This window comes from Anaerobium acetethylicum (assembly GCF_900096945.1).
Taxonomy (GTDB): Bacteria; Bacillota; Clostridia; order Lachnospirales; family Lachnospiraceae; genus Anaerobium; species Anaerobium acetethylicum.
In genome coordinates this window covers 551,338-568,908 of record NZ_FMKA01000001.1, presented here as the reverse complement: position 1 = coordinate 568,908, position 17,571 = coordinate 551,338, and the positions used below count along the sequence as shown (strand labels likewise).

Annotated in this window: 15 protein-coding genes and 1 tRNA gene; 11 read left to right on the top strand and 5 right to left on the bottom strand. The window is 41.3% G+C overall.

What is annotated here, in order from left to right; genetic code table 11:
- The 4 genes from BJR36_RS20180 to BJR36_RS02520 all read left to right on the top strand — a co-directional run bounded on the left by BJR36_RS20180 (position 1) and on the right by BJR36_RS02520 (position 2,398).
- Positions 1–162 (top strand): hypothetical protein, encoded by a 162-nt coding sequence (locus tag BJR36_RS20180; RefSeq protein WP_169823542.1) that lies wholly within the window; start codon positions 1–3, stop codon positions 160–162.
- 592 nt (positions 163–754) lie between these two features.
- Positions 755–886 (top strand): hypothetical protein, encoded by a 132-nt coding sequence (locus tag BJR36_RS20850; RefSeq protein ID WP_278276577.1) that lies wholly within the window; start codon positions 755–757, stop codon positions 884–886.
- Between the two features lie 34 nt (positions 887–920).
- A complete protein-coding gene (locus BJR36_RS02525) occupies positions 921–1,124 on the top strand; it encodes a helix-turn-helix domain-containing protein (RefSeq protein ID WP_091229607.1) in 204 nt (67 codons plus the stop codon).
- A 77-nt stretch (positions 1,125–1,201) separates the two neighbouring features.
- Positions 1,202–2,398 (top strand): tyrosine-type recombinase/integrase, encoded by a 1,197-nt coding sequence (locus BJR36_RS02520; RefSeq protein ID WP_091229604.1) that lies wholly within the window; start codon positions 1,202–1,204, stop codon positions 2,396–2,398.
- A 207-nt stretch (positions 2,399–2,605) separates the two neighbouring features.
- Here the strand turns inward: BJR36_RS02520 and BJR36_RS02510 are convergent, their stop codons facing one another.
- Positions 2,606–3,115, bottom strand: a complete 510-nt coding sequence (locus BJR36_RS02510) for a recombinase family protein (RefSeq protein ID WP_091229599.1) — start codon at positions 3,113–3,115, stop codon at positions 2,606–2,608.
- 542 nt (positions 3,116–3,657) lie between these two features.
- On the opposite strand from BJR36_RS02510, the gene BJR36_RS02505 reads away from it, so the two are divergent.
- From BJR36_RS02505 to BJR36_RS02490, 3 genes are all read left to right on the top strand, one after another.
- Positions 3,658–4,569 carry an HNH endonuclease domain-containing protein gene (locus BJR36_RS02505; protein WP_169823567.1) on the top strand — a complete coding sequence of 304 codons (912 nt, stop codon included), beginning with the start codon at positions 3,658–3,660 and terminating at the stop codon, positions 4,567–4,569.
- Between the two features lie 298 nt (positions 4,570–4,867).
- On the top strand, positions 4,868–6,004 hold the full coding sequence (locus BJR36_RS02495) for an exonuclease SbcCD subunit D (protein WP_091229592.1): 1,137 nt from the start codon (positions 4,868–4,870) through the stop codon (positions 6,002–6,004).
- Positions 6,001–8,766, top strand: a complete 2,766-nt coding sequence (locus BJR36_RS02490) for an AAA family ATPase (protein ID WP_091229587.1) — start codon at positions 6,001–6,003, stop codon at positions 8,764–8,766. Before BJR36_RS02495 ends, BJR36_RS02490 begins: the two co-directional genes overlap by 4 nt.
- 50 nt (positions 8,767–8,816) lie before the next feature.
- Here the strand turns inward: BJR36_RS02490 and BJR36_RS02485 are convergent, their stop codons facing one another.
- Positions 8,817–9,659 carry a helix-turn-helix domain-containing protein gene (locus BJR36_RS02485; RefSeq protein ID WP_169823566.1) on the bottom strand — a complete coding sequence of 281 codons (843 nt, stop codon included), beginning with the start codon at positions 9,657–9,659 and terminating at the stop codon, positions 8,817–8,819.
- A 198-nt stretch (positions 9,660–9,857) separates the two neighbouring features.
- Here BJR36_RS02485 and BJR36_RS02480 point away from each other — a divergent pair, with 198 nt between their 5' ends.
- Positions 9,858–12,953, top strand: coding sequence for a glycoside hydrolase family 2 TIM barrel-domain containing protein (locus BJR36_RS02480; protein WP_091229582.1), 3,096 nt, complete (start codon positions 9,858–9,860; stop codon positions 12,951–12,953).
- A gap of 40 nt (positions 12,954–12,993) precedes the next feature.
- Here the strand turns inward: BJR36_RS02480 and BJR36_RS02475 are convergent, their stop codons facing one another.
- Positions 12,994–13,350, bottom strand: a complete 357-nt coding sequence (locus BJR36_RS02475; protein ID WP_091229579.1) for a hypothetical protein — start codon at positions 13,348–13,350, stop codon at positions 12,994–12,996.
- Positions 13,351–13,827, bottom strand: coding sequence for a helix-turn-helix domain-containing protein (locus BJR36_RS02470; RefSeq protein ID WP_091229576.1), 477 nt, complete (start codon positions 13,825–13,827; stop codon positions 13,351–13,353).
- Between the two features lie 408 nt (positions 13,828–14,235).
- Between BJR36_RS02470 and BJR36_RS02465 the strand changes: the two genes are divergently transcribed.
- The 3 genes from BJR36_RS02465 to BJR36_RS02455 all read left to right on the top strand — a co-directional run bounded on the left by BJR36_RS02465 (position 14,236) and on the right by BJR36_RS02455 (position 17,286).
- Positions 14,236–15,303 (top strand): ADP-ribosylglycohydrolase family protein, encoded by a 1,068-nt coding sequence (locus BJR36_RS02465; protein ID WP_091229934.1) that lies wholly within the window; start codon positions 14,236–14,238, stop codon positions 15,301–15,303.
- A gap of 61 nt (positions 15,304–15,364) precedes the next feature.
- Positions 15,365–16,267 (top strand): alpha/beta hydrolase, encoded by a 903-nt coding sequence (locus BJR36_RS02460; protein ID WP_091229572.1) that lies wholly within the window; start codon positions 15,365–15,367, stop codon positions 16,265–16,267.
- A gap of 452 nt (positions 16,268–16,719) precedes the next feature.
- Positions 16,720–17,286 carry a DUF4256 domain-containing protein gene (locus tag BJR36_RS02455; protein WP_091229931.1) on the top strand — a complete coding sequence of 189 codons (567 nt, stop codon included), beginning with the start codon at positions 16,720–16,722 and terminating at the stop codon, positions 17,284–17,286.
- A gap of 182 nt (positions 17,287–17,468) precedes the next feature.
- On the opposite strand, the gene BJR36_RS02450 is transcribed toward BJR36_RS02455, so the two are convergent.
- Positions 17,469–17,540: transfer RNA gene (locus tag BJR36_RS02450), tRNA-Val, on the bottom strand.
- Positions 17,541–17,571 lie beyond the last annotated feature (31 nt).

The window sequence follows — 17,571 nt, the reverse complement described above, 5'->3', positions numbered from 1 at the left end:
ATGCTAAAGAAGCATGATTTTGCATCAGAAGGTTATGAGCAAAGAAAAGAATATGATGATTTTTGGGCTTGGTTAGAAGCTGCCATTAGCGAACTGATTGAATTCAATAGAGAATCAAGGGTTATTACCAAAAGTAAGGCAATATGTTCATTTATCGAATGATATCGAAACAGCATTTTAAGTTGGTAAAAGATGTAATGATAAGCCAGTTATTCTTGCAATTGATGCTAAAAAGGCTTGGGATGAAGGTGTTAAATTTTATTTAGATAAGGGAATCTAACTTGTCATAAAGAAAAAAAGCAGGTCGAACTGGCATTGAAAACCCTGAAAGGAATCCTGGAAGGTATCGAGAAAAAACAGGTTGTGAGATGTAACTTGCAGTATCACGGTAGGTCAAGTGGTAGTGCTGGTTGGTTTCAGTATAGCGATTTATCTTGTATAATTTATTCATGCTTAGGAATAAGCCGATGAAAACTGAATAGGACAACCATACGTCCAAAGTTTATCCTCACCTGCCAGAACAGTTTCTGGCGGGCGGTACAAGCCCATTTCGTGCGACGACCAACCTGACAAAGGGATTTTTTTGTTCGCCCAAGGTTATGAGCAGAGGCTTGTACTCACCTGAATGAAGAGACTCTTCATAGTGTTACAGGAGTTAATGAGGTAAATCAGCACATGAGTCTCAGCATTTTGCATTTTCATAGAAGAGGCATTCTTATATCCGGCCGGGACAGGCTCTGGCTGGGATATAGTGATGGTCGATGACAAGACTGTACGTATGGAACCCGGCTGGGGGATTGGGAAGAGGAAAATACCTGATATAGAGAATGAAGCAGCATTTACACCGATCATAGCAGTGGCAACGATTCTGTTGCGGCTGTTATGATAGTTCAGGATATCCAGATGACTTATAAGGAAGGGTGCAGAACATAGAAGACACAAATATAAAAGTATTGAATGCAAAAGAATTGCAGGAGCTATTCGGGTTCGGCAAGACGAAGATGTGTGAGCTTATGCAGTCAGGAGTTTTACCTGTTGTCAAAATAGGGAGGGATTATATTACTACCAAGAATGCACTTGAAAAATGGATAGAAGATAACATTGGAAACGAGATATTTTATTAATCATGATAGAAAATCGAACGTACGTATGCTACAATAGAGCTAAGGTTATTGCTGGTGTATAAAAAGGGGAAATTTATATGGCAGACGAAATGCAAAATGAAAAGAAACAAAGAAGAGATGACGGGATGGGAAGCATCCGGCAGAGAAAGGACGGAACATGGGAAGCACGGCTGTGCATTGATAACGAGTCAAAATCTCTGTATGGCAAAACGGAGAACGAAGTCAAAAAGAAGCTGAGGGAATATATCAGGTTCAGGGCAAGAGGATATAACAACGTCAAAAAGATAATTTTGAACGAGTATCTTTATAACTGGCTGATCACCTATAAGCTGGGCGTTGTTAAAAGTTCCACCTATGACAGGATGGAGAGTACGTATATCCACCATGTGAAAAACACAATCGGAAAGAGGCAGATGGGAAACCTTGATTCGGCGGATATACAGAGGCTTATCAATGAAAAGGTAAATCCCTCGGATGGGAAAACCCAGCCCATGTCGAGATCTAGCGTGAAGAAGATTTTTGAACTCTTGAATCCCCTGTTTGAATATGCCGCACTCCGTGGAGACATCAATTTCAACCCAATGTGTCTTGTAAAGATGCCACGGTCGGATAACTTCGTCGTGAAGACGAAAGAGATGTTCTCGCTGGATGATGTTGAAATGAAGCGGTTAAAAGAGGTGGCGGATATGAGACGCCAGAACGGCGAACCATATTACAAATACGCATTTGTCTATATGATCATGCTGAATACCGGCGTCCGTGTCGGCGAAATGCTGGCTCTCACTTTTGAAGATATCGACTTCGAGAAAAAGACGATGAGCATCAACAAGGCGGTTATGAGCAACGTAGTCAACAGGGGGAAGGACACGGGGAAGAAGAGGATTCAGGTGGTGGCATCCACCAAAACAGCGAACGGGGTCAGATGCATTCCACTAAATGACAGCGCCATCCATTATCTTCAGGAGATTCTGAAGTTCAATAAAGCGCACGGCATTGTGACGGACCTGGTCGTATCCGCTTCAAATGGCAAGCCGGTTACAAGCAGGAACCTGCAGAGGACATTCGACCTGGTATTGAAGCAGGCAGGAATCGATCACTGCGGACTCCATATCCTGAGGCATAGTTTCGGTTCGACACTGGTAAGAAAATCAGTAGACATTTCCGTCGTCAGCAAATTAATGGGCCATGGATCCCAGGCCATAACAAGGGCGAAATATATTCATGTGCTTCAGCAGCAGCAGGTGGAGGCAATTCAGCTTCTAAATGTCGTATAGTTGTTTGGGTGGTATTTGGGTAAAGGCATTAGCCGAACCCGCAAACCCAGTGGAATCAAGGGGGCAGGCGATGGATAACGCAATCGATTCCCCTCAGCTCCACTGGTTGTATCCATATCCGAGAATATTTCGATGTAGTCTGGATACACTGTTACTTTTGAATATAGGTCCTGATGATCCTTTGCTGGTCTTCGGGGCCTTTATTTTTTATGTCCATATCTTTCTTAGATAGGCATGTATATGGTCCTTCTTGGGGATGCTGGACGCTTTCACGCTGTCCTCATAGTATTCTATCCTTCCGATTATGTTATTCTTCTCGGCTTCCAGGGAATTAATCTTGTGCTTGCTCATATCAGAGTTCACACCGGACAGCAAGGCATCCACAAGTGTGTTGATCTGCTTTTCGTTTGCGATCAGCTTCTTTTTAAGGTCCTTGATCTCCTTTGACATTTCCTTTGATAATTTCTCAATTTTGCTTATCAAATAATCAACCATCTTTTCGATTCCTCTTTCAGACAGCAGCTTTTCCAGTTCATCCATTACGATTCCTTCCGCAATATTCCAGCGGACACTCTTTGTACTGCATTCCTTCTTTGTCTTCCTGGTGTCGTATTTCGTGGTATATCTATTGTTATTCAGCCATTGCAGTATTTCCGCGACTGTAAGGCCATTTACCACCGCTTTAAAGATATGCCTGATAGTTGCAGCTTCTTTCACGTTTATCTGCAACAAATAAATTGTACTTAGTTATTTAAAGTTGGCCCCGAAAAATACGTATACAAAAAATACAATGCCTTAACAATTAACAGAAAATATGATAAAATCTAAATATTAGATTTTTTTTGAAAAGATACAATTTTTTTAAAGAGATACGCAAGAAGCAACTGACAGAAGAGTTGCTTGAGAATATTAATCGGTATAGTGGCGGTGAAAATTATCTGAAAAATTATCAATAGGATTTGAACGAATATCAGAAAAGGAAGGGGAAATGAAAAATGGCTGAATCTGATTTTGGAAAAGATAGATTAAATGGTTTGAATTGCATGCTTCCAGATACCGATGATTTGCCGGTTCATCTTCTTGCTGGGATTTTCAGGGACAAGAATCAGAGCTATAAATTGTTTTGGTTTCAGGCGATTTTGGATGCAGTCTGTGAAGGCGAGGTCGTAATTACCTATGAACAGCTGATCCACCGCATGGTGGCAGAGTCGTGGTATATGGTAATGGAATATCATTTAAACCTTGGGCCGGCGGATGCAATGGAAATTTTGATCAACCAGGTTCGTGATACATCAGGATTATTGCCGGCGGCGAAAAAAGAGGAAATAATACAATTTTTGAAGACGAGCAATGATGAGAATGTCAAAAAGGCCAAACAGAAATTAGTACTGAATGTACCCTATCGTTTACAAGCACCTTTTTTGGGTAAGTTGTCTGATAAGGAATGGCGTGATTTTCGCTATATAGAGACGAAGGCAATGCAGGATGCGAGGCTGCTCTATTATTATGAGCAGCTGCCTGGAAAAGCAAGACAGATACGAATGAATGAGAAGTGGGTGGGGTATCTCCAGAAAAATGAGGCTATTATCCGTGGATGGATTCAGAATGAAATCATTCAATATCTTCAGCGGAGAAATCCGAACGTTCCTGGTATACCATTCAAGATTCGCCCTCCTGAAAAACGGGATCTGAAATCTGCCATGAATTTCTGGAGTGTCATTATAGAACATCATCAATTGAAAGATATATATACGGGTAAAACATTGAATAGCGAAAATTTCAATGAGTTAGGGAAAATGCATATAGATCATTTTGTTCCGTGGTCTTACCTTACAAGTGATGAAATTTGGAATCTGACACCGACATTTGCGAAAATCAATATCAGTAAAAGCAATCAACTGCCAAACAGGAGTATGGATATTGAATTATTATCAAAACAACATTACGACGCTTTTCGGATTGCGCAGAGCAATAAAGAGATAGGGAAACTGTTTCAAAAGTACAAAAGAAAAAATCTGAACAATCCCGATTTGGAGGGGCGACTATATTCCACGGAAATTTCAGAGGAGGCATTTATAAAAAACATGGATACATTGATTCAACCGATCTGCCAGTCTGCAAAAAATCAAGGCTTTATGGAGTGGGAGAACCGTAAGATTGCGTTGCGCTGACATTGGATTTGTAGAAAAACGCAGATGGCCGAATACGATGTCATATGAAAATAGCTTAGAAGAACAGAAAAGACGGATTTTCGAGATCATTAAGCATAATGATTTATGTACGATGACAAAAATAAGGGAATGCAATAACAAAATAGAAATTTTGCCCCCCCAAAAAATATCAGCATTGACACACCGGCTGATCAAGGAAGGAAAAGTAATCATGGTCAGCGACGGTACCAGATTTCCTAAATTTTCAGTAAAAAAATAAAGAGACACACGAAATTGTGGCAAAAAAATGGAGGTATATATGAAACTACTACATCTTTCTGACCTTCACATAGGAAAACGTGTGAACGAATTTTCTATGCTTGAAGATCAAGAATACATACTAACTAAAATAATAAATATAGTTGACGAAGAGGCCCCGGATGCGGTGCTGATCTGCGGTGACGTGTACGACAAGTCTGTACCGTCTGCAGAGGCGGTTGCTTTGTTCGACGAATTTTTGGTGCGTCTTTCTAAGCGCAATTTAAAGACCTTCGTTATTAGCGGAAACCATGATTCACCGGAACGTATTGCTTTCGGAGCAAGACTGATGGATGCAAGTGGTGTCTATATGTCTCCTGTTTACAGCAAGGATATAGAACCTGTTAAATTAGAGGACAAGCACGGCGATGTGAATATCTACATGCTGCCATTTATCAAACCCGCACATGTGAGAGCACATTTCCCTGAGAGCACCATTGAATCCTATACAGACGCAGTGCAAACGGCTATCGATCATTTAGGCGTTAACAAAGCAGAAAGGAATATTCTGCTAACGCACCAGTTCGTAACAGGCTCGGAACGTTCTGAATCTGAAGATATTTCGGTTGGCGGTTCTGACAACATTTCGGCATTCGTTTTTGACGTTTTCGATTATGTTGCGCTTGGACATATTCACAAGCCTCAGAGCATCGGGAGGGAGACCCTCAGATACAGTGGGACACCTTTGAAATATTCTTTTTCGGAAGCAGGCCATAAAAAGTCTGTAACTGTTATCGATATGGAAGAAAAAGGAAGCGTTTCCATTCATACTGCAGATTTGATCCCGAAGCGTGATATGCGTGAAATCAAAGGCACATATATGGAATTGACTGCAAAAAGTTTTTACAGTGCTTTAAATATTGAAGATTACTACCACATTACCCTGACAGACGAAGAGGATGTCCTGGATGCCATGAACAAACTCAGGGTTATTTATAAAAACATAATGAAGCTTGATTACGACAACAAGAGAACACGCAAAGGTGCTGTTATTAATGGTATAAGTGATTTGGAAAGCAAATCGCCTCTCGAACTTGTGTCGGAATTTTATGAACTGCAAAACAATCAGCCTGTTTCTGAAGAGCAAAAGACGTTTTTGTCAGATCTGATTGAAAAGATATGGGAGGAAGATAAATGAGACCAATAAAGCTGACCGTTTCTGCTTTCGGCCCCTATGCCGGAAAAACGGAATTTGAATTAAACAAGCTAGGTGATAAAGGTTTATACTTAATCACGGGAGACACCGGAGCCGGAAAAACCACTGTTTTTGATGCAATTACTTACGCGCTTTATGGCGAGCCAAGTGGCAGTGTTCGTGATACCGCCATGTTCAGAAGTAAATATGCTGATGCAGAAACACCAACTTATGTTGAACTTGATTTTGAATATGCCGGTAAACAGTACTATGTAAAGCGAAATCCCAATTATGAACGTCCGGCAAAGCGTGGTGACGGATTCACGCTGCAAAAAGCAGATGCAGAACTCCATTTGCCAGATGGCAGGGTTGTCACAAAAATCAACGAAGTAAACAGCGCCATGAAAGAAATTCTTGGTATTGACCGTTCTCAATTCACACAGATAGCCATGATCGCCCAGGGTGAGTTTCAAAAATTAATCCTTGCATCTACTGAAGACCGTCAGAAAATATTCCGTGAAATATTTGGGACTAGATATTATCAAGTCTTGCAGGATAAATTGAAAAATGAATCGGCAGAACTTGGAAGAACTTGTGACGCTTTGAGAAAAAGCGTGGAACAGTATATTGCCGGAGCAACCTGTAAGGCGGATGATGTTGCGGAAATCGAGCTGACTAAAGCAAAATCAGGAGCACTCCCTGTTGCAGACACAATTGAACTGATTCATAAAATTATGTTGCAAGATGAAGACGAGAAAAATCTTCTCTCAGAAGAAGCAGCAAAACTCGACGAGAAACTCTCAGAAATAGCCAAGGCATTGGGCAAGGCAGCCGAAACCGAAAAAGCAAAAAAAGCATTAGAAGAAACGCAAAAAGAACTGAAAGAGAAGACTCTATTGCAAAAGCAGATTTCAGAAAAATTTGAAGAAGAAAAAGCCAGAATACCTGAAAAAGAAGCACTGTCTGAGAAGATTACAATCAGGCGGAATGAGCTGCCGAAATATGATGAACTTGCTTCAGAACAAGCGAAGATGCGGAATAAGCAATCGGATAAACAGAAATCCGAGAGCAGGCTGGCAGATGTCCGGGGGCTGATTAAGAAGCTTGACAGTGAAATCAAAACGGAAAAAGACGAATTTGTTGCTCTCAAAAATATTGCTGTTGTTTGTAACGAAATAGAACAAAAGAGCGATAAGCTGGCAAAGGAGAAAAAGTCTGTTGATGAACTTTTAGAGGAGTTCAGGGAGCTGAAAAAACTGGAAAAGCAGCTTGTTTCTGCTCAGGAAGACTATGGAAAAGCATCAAAAGAAGCGGAGCTGCTTAAGGCTGATTACAACCAGAAGTATAAAGCTTATCTTGACGAGCAGGCGGGAGTGCTTGCCAAAACACTAGAGAATGGCAAAAAATGTCCGGTCTGCGGTTCCATGGAACATCCTGAGCCTGCAAAGCTGACAGATACTGCACCGAGCAAAGAACAGCTTGAAACGGCAAAAATCAAATCTGAAGCCGCAGAAAAAAAAGCAGCTGAACAAAGCGAAAAAGCGGCAAAATATAACACGCAGGCAGGGAGCAAGAGAGACGTAATTCAAAAATCTGTCGTTTCGATTTTAGGCGCTTGTGCTTTTGAAGAAATTGAAAACAATCTGAATATCAAGAGTACTGATCTCTGCGCAAAAGAAGCCCAAGTTGCCAATGAACTGAAGGAAGCAGGAATCAAACGTGTCCGGCATGCTGCTTTAGAGAAGTCAATTCCACTTTTAGAAGAACAGTTAAAAACGAAAACGACTGAAGAATCAGAAACAATAGCGTCGTTAGCTTCTCTCGCAGCAGAAATAGCAGCAATCTCAGAAAATATCGGAAAATTACAGACAGGTCTTGCGTTCGCAGATAAGGCAGAAGCTGAAAAAGCGCTTTCATTGCTTGATACACAGCTTTCGAGAATGAAAAAAGCTTATGAAGATGCAGAACAACAAAACCTAACATGTATTTCGGCTGTGAAAGAACTGGAAGGAAAAGTGACAGCACTTGAAAAACAGCTGAATGATGCGGAATCTGTTGACATAACTGCGCTTAATGAAAAAAGCAATGAGTTGAAAGAAAAGAAAGCAGATATCGCGAACAGCCTGTCCGCAATTACGGCAAGGCTTGACCGTAACGACAATGCTCTTGAGGGCATTAAAAAGCAATCGGAAGAATTGAGTCAGACAGAAACGAAACATGCCTGGGTCAAGGCACTTTCGAATACCGCAAACGGAAACATAACTGGAAAAGAGCGAATCATGCTGGAAACCTATATCCAGATGACATATTTTGACAGAATAGTTGCTCGTGCGAATACTAGATTTATGGTTATGTCAGGTGGTCAGTATGAACTTAAGCGTAGAGCGGAAGCAGAAAACAATCGCAGCCAAAGTGGCCTTGAGCTTAATGTAATCGACCATTACAACGGCACTGAAAGAAGTGTAAAAACTCTTTCCGGCGGTGAATCTTTTAAAGCTTCGCTTTCCCTTGCGCTCGGCCTGTCGGATGAGATACAGGCATCTGCCGGAGGTGTAAAACTCGATACCATGTTTGTTGATGAAGGGTTTGGGGCTCTTGATGAAGAATCACTGAAGCAGGCAATCAACACTCTCGCAGGACTTTCTGAGGGAAATCGTCTTATTGGCATCATCTCTCACGTTGCCGAACTAAAGGAAAAGATCGATAAGCAGATTGTTGTTAAAAAAGATAAAACAGGCCAGAGTTTTATTGAGATCATAGCATAGCCGGATTGATAAAAAAGTCAATGGATTATGTTTTTAAAAAGTAGCTTCTTTCAGGTTTTCAATTTGCTTTCTTTTACATATCGCCCGGGAGAAATTCCAGCCGTATGGGTAAATTGTTTGGTAAACGAGTAGGTATCCGCATATCCTGTCAACAGAGCTGTTTCTTTTATAGAAATACCGGAGAGCAGCATGAGTTTGGCATGTTTGATTCGCTGCTCGATCCGATATCTGTTTGGCGATAAGCCCGTGTGTTTTAGAAAGAGCTTCCGGAAGTTTTCATAACTCATATTTAGCGAGGAGGCAATCGTTTCTAAAGAAACCAATTTATCAATATCAGAGGCCAGCAGCCGGCATGCTTCTTCTAAGGATTCTATCCTGGAATCCTTAGAAGAAGTTTTTTGTTTGGAAGAGAGTAAGGATAATACCAGCTCCTGTGCCTGTAAGGACAGATATGGAAGCTCTTTATCTTCGCTTTCTTTTAATTTAGATAGTAAATGGGATAGTTTCTGTATGGTTATTTCATCGTATCCTGCAGTGATCACAGGTGTGTCAATGGGAAGCAGATCGAGGCTGCACAGATAGTCGTAAGTGGAACGGCCAAAACTGATAAAGAACTCCAGCCATGTCCCATCCGGCGTAATTTCCGTAGAATGACATACGTCAGGAATACGCTGTATGAGATCTCCAGCCTGAATCGGCATCTTCTGGTTCTCATCAGTATAATAATGACCACTACCAGATAAAAGTAAAAAACAGCTGTAGTAGTCTATGCAAAACTCATATTGCGAATGGTCATGTGTCGGTTTGGTCATGAAGCCACAAGCAAGAATCCCGTTTGTAAAGTCAGAGCCGATACAACGGTAAATGACATCCTTCTTCATTTCTATATTCATAGGAATCTCCTCTTTCATTTCGTCATCATCTTTTTTACCAAAATGGATAAAACTATAACCATATAAAACATTTTGATTTGATTGATTTAATTGTATGATAAGTATAGGATTAAAACAATAGGGAGCAGGAATATAACGAACACAGGTTACTTTATTTTAACTTGAGTAAGCAATAAAAGAGGAAGATAGGAGAATAATATGAATAACGAATGGGAAAATCAATATGTAACGCAGAGAAACCGCTATCCGATGCATTCGCCATATGGAGCATATGAATCTGTACAACAGGCGGTGAATGGTGAGCGTAACAGTTCGAAATATGTGCAGAGCCTAAACGGGAACTGGAAATTTAAATTAGCGGATAGCCCCTCAGAAGCACCAGTAGATTTTGAAACAGTAAACTTTGATGATAGCAGCTGGAGCGAAATACCGGTGCCATCCAATTGGGAATTACAAGGCTATGGCGAACCGGTTTATACAAATATCCTTTATCCATTTCAAAGAGGAGGGGAAACTTCCCATTATGAACTTGAGATTGCAAAAGGGCAGGTAGAACTGAATGCGCCTTTTGTGCCGGAGAAGAATCTGACAGGATGTTATCGAACCACGTTCCACATTCCGGATTATTATGATGGAAAAGATATTTTTATAGAATTCGGCGGAGTAGAATCCTGTTTTTATCTTTGGGTGAACGGTGTTGAGGTGGGATATTCCCAGGATAGCAAGTTAGAAGCTGCGTTTGATATTACACAGGTGGTTAAACCAGGAAGAAATGAGCTGGCAGTAAAAGTACTTCAATTTTGTGATGGGACCTATCTGGAGGATCAGGATTACTGGCATTTATCCGGCATTCATCGAGAAGTCAGAGTGTATGCCAAAGCGAAGCAGCGGCTTTTGGATTACAAGATAGAAACATTATTCCGAGGTGATAATTATGCGGAAGCTGATCTGAAGGTTATGCTGCATCCGAATAATACGGTGCCGGGATATGGTGAATGCTGCGTCAGACTTAGTCTTTTTGATGCAGAGCAGGAACTTATTACGACATTTCAAAGCGACCCATATGCGAAATGTGGTTTTTATCTAATGCCAAAGTTTGTGGCAGTTCCATCCGTCAAAATTGAGAAACCACATTTATGGTCATCTGAAGATCCCTATTTATATACGATAGTGCTGGAAACTATAGATGGAGCAGGAACTGTTACGGATATCGAAAGTGCAAAAGTAGGATTTCGCAAGATTGAAATCCGAAAAGATGGCGTTCTTTGTGTGAATGGAAAACGTCTGATTGTGCGTGGCGTTAATGTGCATGAGTTCTGTCCTGAAACCGGAAGATCCGTAACCAGAGACTATATGAAACAGCAGATTATCTGCATGAAACAAATGAACTTCAATGCCATCCGCAACAGCCATTACCCACATGCCAATGATTGGTATGATCTTTGTGATGAACTGGGTATGTATCTGGTAGATGAGGCCAATTTGGAAACCCACGGATATGGCGGTCAGTTAAGCGCATCTCCGGAATGGACCGCTGCATATATCGAACGCGCCTCCAGAATGGTGCTCCGGGATAAGAATCATCCATCCATCATACTGTGGTCACTCGGCAATGAATCCGGAGCAGGAATCAATCATGCAGCAATGTATGGCTGGATCAAAGAATATGACAAGACCAGATATGTTCAGTATGAATCAAGTGATCCGGGAGCAAATATCACAGACATCATTGCACCAATGTATCCTACGAAATCCTGGATAGAAGATAAAATGGCGGATTTGAATGACGTAAGACCGTTCATCATGTGTGAATATGCCTATGCAAAAAGTAATAGTAATGGTAACTTCAAGCAATTCTGGGATCTGGTAGAGAAATATCCGCGTTTTCAGGGAGGATTCATCTGGGACTTCCAGGATAAAGCATTGACCCGGAGAAAACCGGATGGCACAGTCAAGTATGTATATGGCGGTGCATTTGCGGAAAAGGTTACGGATCCGGTAAAGGATATGTGTCTCAATGGTGTCGTATTTCCTGATTTGAGCTGGAAGCCAGCAGCCTATGAAGTAAGAAATGGCCAGGCACCTGTAATCATCTATTATGAAGTGCATCCATATTTTCCGATTGCAGGATTTAAAATAAAGAATAACTATCAGCAGCTTGACCTAAGTCATCTTAGAATTACCTGGGAACTCTTATGCGATGGCGTAATTGCTGATCAAGGTGAGTTAAAGCAATATGCCACTCCGGCAGGACAGTCCGAAGACCTTGAATTTGACCTGAATGAAGAAAAGGTAAAGGGAGAAGCCTTTGTCAATTTCAAGATTTCCTTAAGAGAGAAATCCAGTTATGCAGAGGCTGGGCACATCATTTATACGTATCAGATGCCGTTGGAGAATTCCGTTCTTTGCAAAAGCGAAGTTACAATAGCAGGTGAAATGTTAAGCGTTGAGGAAACAGCGGAAAAGATTCTTGTTACTGGTAAAGATACAGATATCAGCTTTGATAAATTGCTCTGTTCTTTTGACAGGGTAATCTTAGGGGCAGCAGATGCATTTCACGGTGGTACTGATAATTTTTACCGCGCAGCAACCGGTATCGATGAGGGGACCAGCACGCCAGGAAGTAATTACGCAGAGGAATGGATTGCAGAAGGATTAAATGCTCCTGAAAAAGAGGTGTTAAGCGTCAATACTGCAAGATCGGACAAACAGCTTTTGGTCTTTACCGAGGTATCCTATAATCACGGTAAAATCATTGTATCCACTCAGTATAGGATTGGAAGTAAGGGAATTGAGATCAGTAAATCAGTAGTGAATAACTGTCAAACAAAAACGATTCCAAGAATCGGACTTGCTTTTATACTGGCTGGAGACAAGCAGCAAATCAGCTGGTATGGAAGAGGACCTTGGGAAAATTATTCCGATAGAAAGGAAGCTGCGCATATCGGTTGTTACCATAGCACTGTCCCAGAACAATATACTCCTTATATTAAACCAGTGGAGTGTGGCGGAAAAGAAGACGTGCGCTATCTGATTGTAAGTGATGAAGCCGGACATGGAATTCGTGTGTCAGGTGCCGTGCCATTCCATTTTGATATCCATGATTATTCGATTCTCTCTTGTGATCAGGCCGCTTATGAAGAAAATATAGAAAAGGATAATCAAATTTACCTGAATGTGGATTCTGTTCATGCAGGTTTAGGTGGCGATACAGGCTGGACGAAAAATATACATTCAGAATATTTAATCGGTAAGGGATATTATCAGTATCAAGTGTCCATACAGGTGTTATAACAATAAAATCAGGAATTCTCTCAATTCAACGATGAATGCACTAGTTTTTAAAAGACACACCCTTGATTGAAGAAAAACGAATCAGCTTATTCACTGTTTTTCTGGGAGTCTCTATTCGGATGAAAGCCCACTTATCATCTACATCGATAAGAATAAATTTGTTATGCTTACTGGTGTCAAGCATGTCAGGTTCTTCTTCGTCCTCATAAAAATCAAGAACGATTTCTTTTCCGACACAGGGAGCCAGAATCGACTTCATATCATCCTTCAGACTGCTCCGCATCTGGGAATCATCATTTTCGTGTCTTTCCATCCGCTTCAGCTTGGTGGAGAGACTGCTGACTTGTATAAAGGCGAGAAAACCAAAGAAGGCCAACATCCCAATTACATAATCCATCTACTTATCCTCCGTATCAACGATTTCAAAGGAGAGTATGGACGAAAGTGCAATGAACTTTTGTCTGTACTCCTTTTTGTTTTTGATTATTACTCTTATCCAGTTGCCCTCAAATCCTTCGACTTTACAGGCTGCATTTAAAGCATCCAGATCTTCTTCATCATCATAAAAAGACATGCGAACTGTTTTTCCTTCCAGCGTAGAAAGCAGTCTTGTAACAGAAGTCGCGGGCGGCTGATCATTGTCATTCTCATTAGTACAGCTTTCATTTTTACTGCTGGAAGCTGTCATCAGAAGATAGTCACATGTTACATGAAGGATTTCAGCCAGGTTAACCACCTTCTCTATATCAGGATAAGCGGCTCCTGATTCCCAACGTGATACAGTCTGTCTGGTTACTGACATTTTTTCTGCTAATTCGATCTGCGTGATGCCAAGCTCACGTCTTGCCTGTGATATTTTTATACCAATTTCCATGTAGGTGCTCCTTTAATGTTTTTGTTACCATCAGCATATATCAATAGCCATATGAACGCAAGAAATTATCGTGTGCTTATGTAACATCACATGTTACATAGGCCGTATTTTCTGGCTTATTCGATGGATTTCAGATGCGGCAGGGCTAAAAAATTTCCGAGAATTTCTGTAGCTTAGCATATAAGTGGAACGAGGGATTAACTAAACAAACCGGACTCCATGCCGGTATATAAGGCAGCAAAACAAAAGCAAGTATAAGAGGTGCATAAAATTGGACTTGCAAATAGGGTAGTGATATAATCTGACATATATGGTTTGTCATAATTCTGGAAAGGTTGTTGAATGGATACGGGAAGCGGAAACAGACTTATGGAACAATACAGCCAGAATGTTTGGGGGGAAAGTCAAATGGAGATTCAAGATCGATATGCAGCCTGCCTGTTAGGTGGTGCTATGGGAGATGCTTTGGGTTATCCTGTAGAGTTCATGAGTAAAAATGAAATAATTTCAAAATTCGGAGACAATGGAATTGCAGAATTAGCAATAGACAGGACATCCGGCAAGGCTCTCATATCGGATGACACACAGATGACGCTGTTTACAGCGGATGGACTGATCTGGTCCCATCTGCGCTGCGCAGAAAGAGGAATCGGCTCTTATGAAGGCAGCGGCACACTGCAATCCTACTACAGATGGTATTATACCCAGACGGGGACTATCAGTGATGATTATTGGCTTAAAAAACAGCCCCATGAAACAGATAATGATATTATCACCTATCATAAAACGATCCTGGAGTATCCGGAGTTATTTGCCAGAAGAGCACCTGGGAACAGTTGTTTGTCTGCTCTTGCTAAGGACAGGATGGGAACAGTAGAAATGCCTGTCAATAACAGCAAAGGCTGTGGCGGAGTTATGCGTGTTGCCCCGGTAGGGCTTTTTTTTCATAAGAATGTGGAAGAAGCAATGGTTCATGGAATGGGCATTGCAGCCTTGACCCATGGTCATCCAACGGGATATGTGGCGGCAGGAGCATTTGCGGCCATTATTGCTGAGCTTGTAAAAGGTAGAAGTTTACCTGAAAGTTTGGAGACAACCTTTGAACTGCTGAAAGAATATGATAAGAACCAGGAGACAACGCTTGCATTGAAAGGAGCGGTTGAGTCAGCAAATTCTGACATGGATACATCAAAAGCAATAAGTCAGCTGGGAGAAGGCTGGGTGGCTGAAGAGGCATTGGCTGTTGCCATTTATTGTGCGTTGAAGGAAAAGGATTTTAAGAAAGCATTGCAGATGGCTGTGAACCATGATGGTGACAGTGATTCTACAGGTGCGATCTGTGGAAATATTCTTGGAGCAGAAGGGGGAATGAAGGTACTTCCTCATAGCTGGCTGTCTCAAATTGAATTGAAAGAGTTGATATTGGATATGGCGCAGAAGTTATATCTGGTAAATGACTACTTCGGAATGCTGTAGGATAACTGTCAGGAGTAACCAGCAAAAATGATAATAGTAGAAATTTGAAGGGTGGATATACATGGCAGCAGGCGAAGTAGCAAATAACTACGATATTACATTGGATAGGGCATTTGCTCTGTGTATGCGAGGCGATATCGAAAGTGCTGTAGCAGAGGCAAGAGTCGTTTTGAAAGAATTCGGCTGGATAGAGAGAGCAGCACATCTGCTCCTATGCATATACAGCATTACTGGGAAAGACAATGATGCGGGAGAGCTTCTTCATTCCATGCAGGCGGATGGTATCTGGCTTAATCCGGGAGAATTAGAGTGTGATACTGACTTGGATAGTCTGAGAGGTTGGCCTGAGTTTAGAAGCCTTGTTGAATTTTCAAAAAGAGAGTATGAACGTCTTTCAAAAGATGTGAAATGTGAATTGATTCCAGTTCAAAATGGCACAGAGGGTAAAGAGGCGTTGTATTTTGTACATGGGAGAGGCACAAGTTTTGCAGAATTTACTGGTGAATTTGCGGAATGTTTCATGGATCAGAAACTTTTTTTCATACAATCTTCGCAGGTATATGCAAAGGACAGGTACTGCTGGGATGATGAAGAAAAGGCGATTGAACAGATTACGGCTGTGTTGAAATCCTGCAAGACCAATAAGAGATATATATGCGGTATTAGCCAGGGTGGTAGAATATTAGTGCAGGCGTTGCTTCAGAATAAGATTAATGATGACATATATCTGCTTATACCAGCCGTATCTGATAAAGAGGTAAATTTAGCAAAAAGAATTATTGAAACCAGATGTGGAAATATCTGTGTGATTGCAGGTGAAGCAGATTGTTGTTGCAAAGCGACCATTGAACTTGTCCAGATACTGCGAAACACCGGATACAATGTCGAGCTAAAAGTGATTCCTGGTATGGGGCATTTTCTGACAGAAGAGGCAAAAAAAGAAATTGTGAGGATTTTCCAATGATTATGGATTTTCTATATGAGGGATTAGATGTTGCCTGTATTGTTCCTGGAAGAATTGCCATGTAAGGAAAGCATTGTTATAATATTAATCAATCACGAAAGGTATAGAAAATATACCTGTATAATTTGCAGGAATAGTTTGTTCACTGCCTATGGAGCTCATTCTCTTCCAAAAACAGAGTGAGAAGCCTGAAATGAAAGATTTTATAATTGATATGAGTAATAAACCTGGCCAATACACGAACTAAGGGGGTAGAAAATAACATGTTGAAATTGCTGAAATGGGTGATCCTTTTGCCGCTGATAGTACTCCGAAAACTTATAAAATTGAACTCGTAGATTTATGGAATCATGAAAAACAGGGGATTGCTTTCATAAATGGAGACATCTCCTGATTCCGTTTTTACTGCATATTCCTGATCAAAAATGATATTGTGAAGGATGGTGAACATGATGGATAATAAAAAATATCAGCTGTCAACTGAAAGTCGTGAAGAACTATTCAGGACATTGAAAGAGCGTTTTGAAAAAAACAAGAACCGCCATATAGGCCTTGAATGGGCTGAGGTACAGGCGAAACTGGAGAATAATCCTGAAAAGTTATGGTCGCTTCATGAAATGGAAAGAACGGGTGGAGAGCCGGATGTTGTTGGTTATGAAAAAAAGACGGGGGAATACATTTTTTTTGACTGTTCAGCGGAAAGTCCGAAAGGCCGCAGAAACATCTGTTATGACCGAGAGGCACTGGAGTCGAGGAAAGAACATAAACCACAGAATAATGCCATTGACATGGCTGCCGATATGGGAATTGAGATTTTGACCGAGGAGCAATACCGGGAACTGCAGAAACTTGGCGATTTCGACCTGAAAACATCGAGCTGGGTGAAAACGCCCGAAAAAATCAGAAGACTCGGTGGCGCTGTTTTTTGTGACAGGCGCTACGACACTGTCTTCATATACCATAATGGAGCAGAATCCTACTATACTGCAAGGGGGTTCCGCGGCTCGCTGCGGGTTTAGGATTATTATTCATTCCGTGAAGCTGATCGTCACCCCTGCAGAAGCAGGAAGCGGCGGCAGCAGGGTAAATATCGAGAGACAATAAGATCAGACCTGCAGAAACAGGTAAAACAGGTACGATTACCGAAACAATAAAGAGACAGGCAGTTAATTTAAATTAACTGCCTGTCTCTTTGTATGTATGGGTCCAGACGGACTCGAACCGCCGACCCCTTGCACGTCAAGCAAGTGTTCTCCCACTGAACTATGAACCCTCATATCACTTATTTTAATACATTTTCAAAA

Bases quoted from the DNA above. Each gene is read 5' to 3' on its own strand.
- BJR36_RS20180 (WP_169823542.1), top strand. From the start codon at position 1: ATGCTAAAGAAGCATGATTTTGCATCAGAAGGTTATGAGCAAAGAAAA.
- BJR36_RS20850 (WP_278276577.1), top strand. From the start codon at position 755: ATGGTCGATGACAAGACTGTACGTATGGAACCCGGCTGGGGGATTGGG.
- BJR36_RS02520 (WP_091229604.1), top strand. From the start codon at position 1,202: ATGGCAGACGAAATGCAAAATGAAAAGAAACAAAGAAGAGATGACGGG.
- BJR36_RS02505 (WP_169823567.1), top strand. From the start codon at position 3,658: ATGGAAATTTTGATCAACCAGGTTCGTGATACATCAGGATTATTGCCG.
- BJR36_RS02495 (WP_091229592.1), top strand. From the start codon at position 4,868: ATGAAACTACTACATCTTTCTGACCTTCACATAGGAAAACGTGTGAAC.
- BJR36_RS02490 (WP_091229587.1), top strand. From the start codon at position 6,001: ATGAGACCAATAAAGCTGACCGTTTCTGCTTTCGGCCCCTATGCCGGA.
- BJR36_RS02485 (WP_169823566.1), bottom strand. From the start codon at position 9,659: ATGAATATAGAAATGAAGAAGGATGTCATTTACCGTTGTATCGGCTCT.
- BJR36_RS02480 (WP_091229582.1), top strand. From the start codon at position 9,858: ATGAATAACGAATGGGAAAATCAATATGTAACGCAGAGAAACCGCTAT.
- BJR36_RS02475 (WP_091229579.1), bottom strand. From the start codon at position 13,350: ATGGATTATGTAATTGGGATGTTGGCCTTCTTTGGTTTTCTCGCCTTT.
- BJR36_RS02470 (WP_091229576.1), bottom strand. From the start codon at position 13,827: ATGGAAATTGGTATAAAAATATCACAGGCAAGACGTGAGCTTGGCATC.
- BJR36_RS02465 (WP_091229934.1), top strand. From the start codon at position 14,236: ATGGAGATTCAAGATCGATATGCAGCCTGCCTGTTAGGTGGTGCTATG.
- BJR36_RS02460 (WP_091229572.1), top strand. From the start codon at position 15,365: ATGGCAGCAGGCGAAGTAGCAAATAACTACGATATTACATTGGATAGG.
- BJR36_RS02455 (WP_091229931.1), top strand. From the start codon at position 16,720: ATGGATAATAAAAAATATCAGCTGTCAACTGAAAGTCGTGAAGAACTA.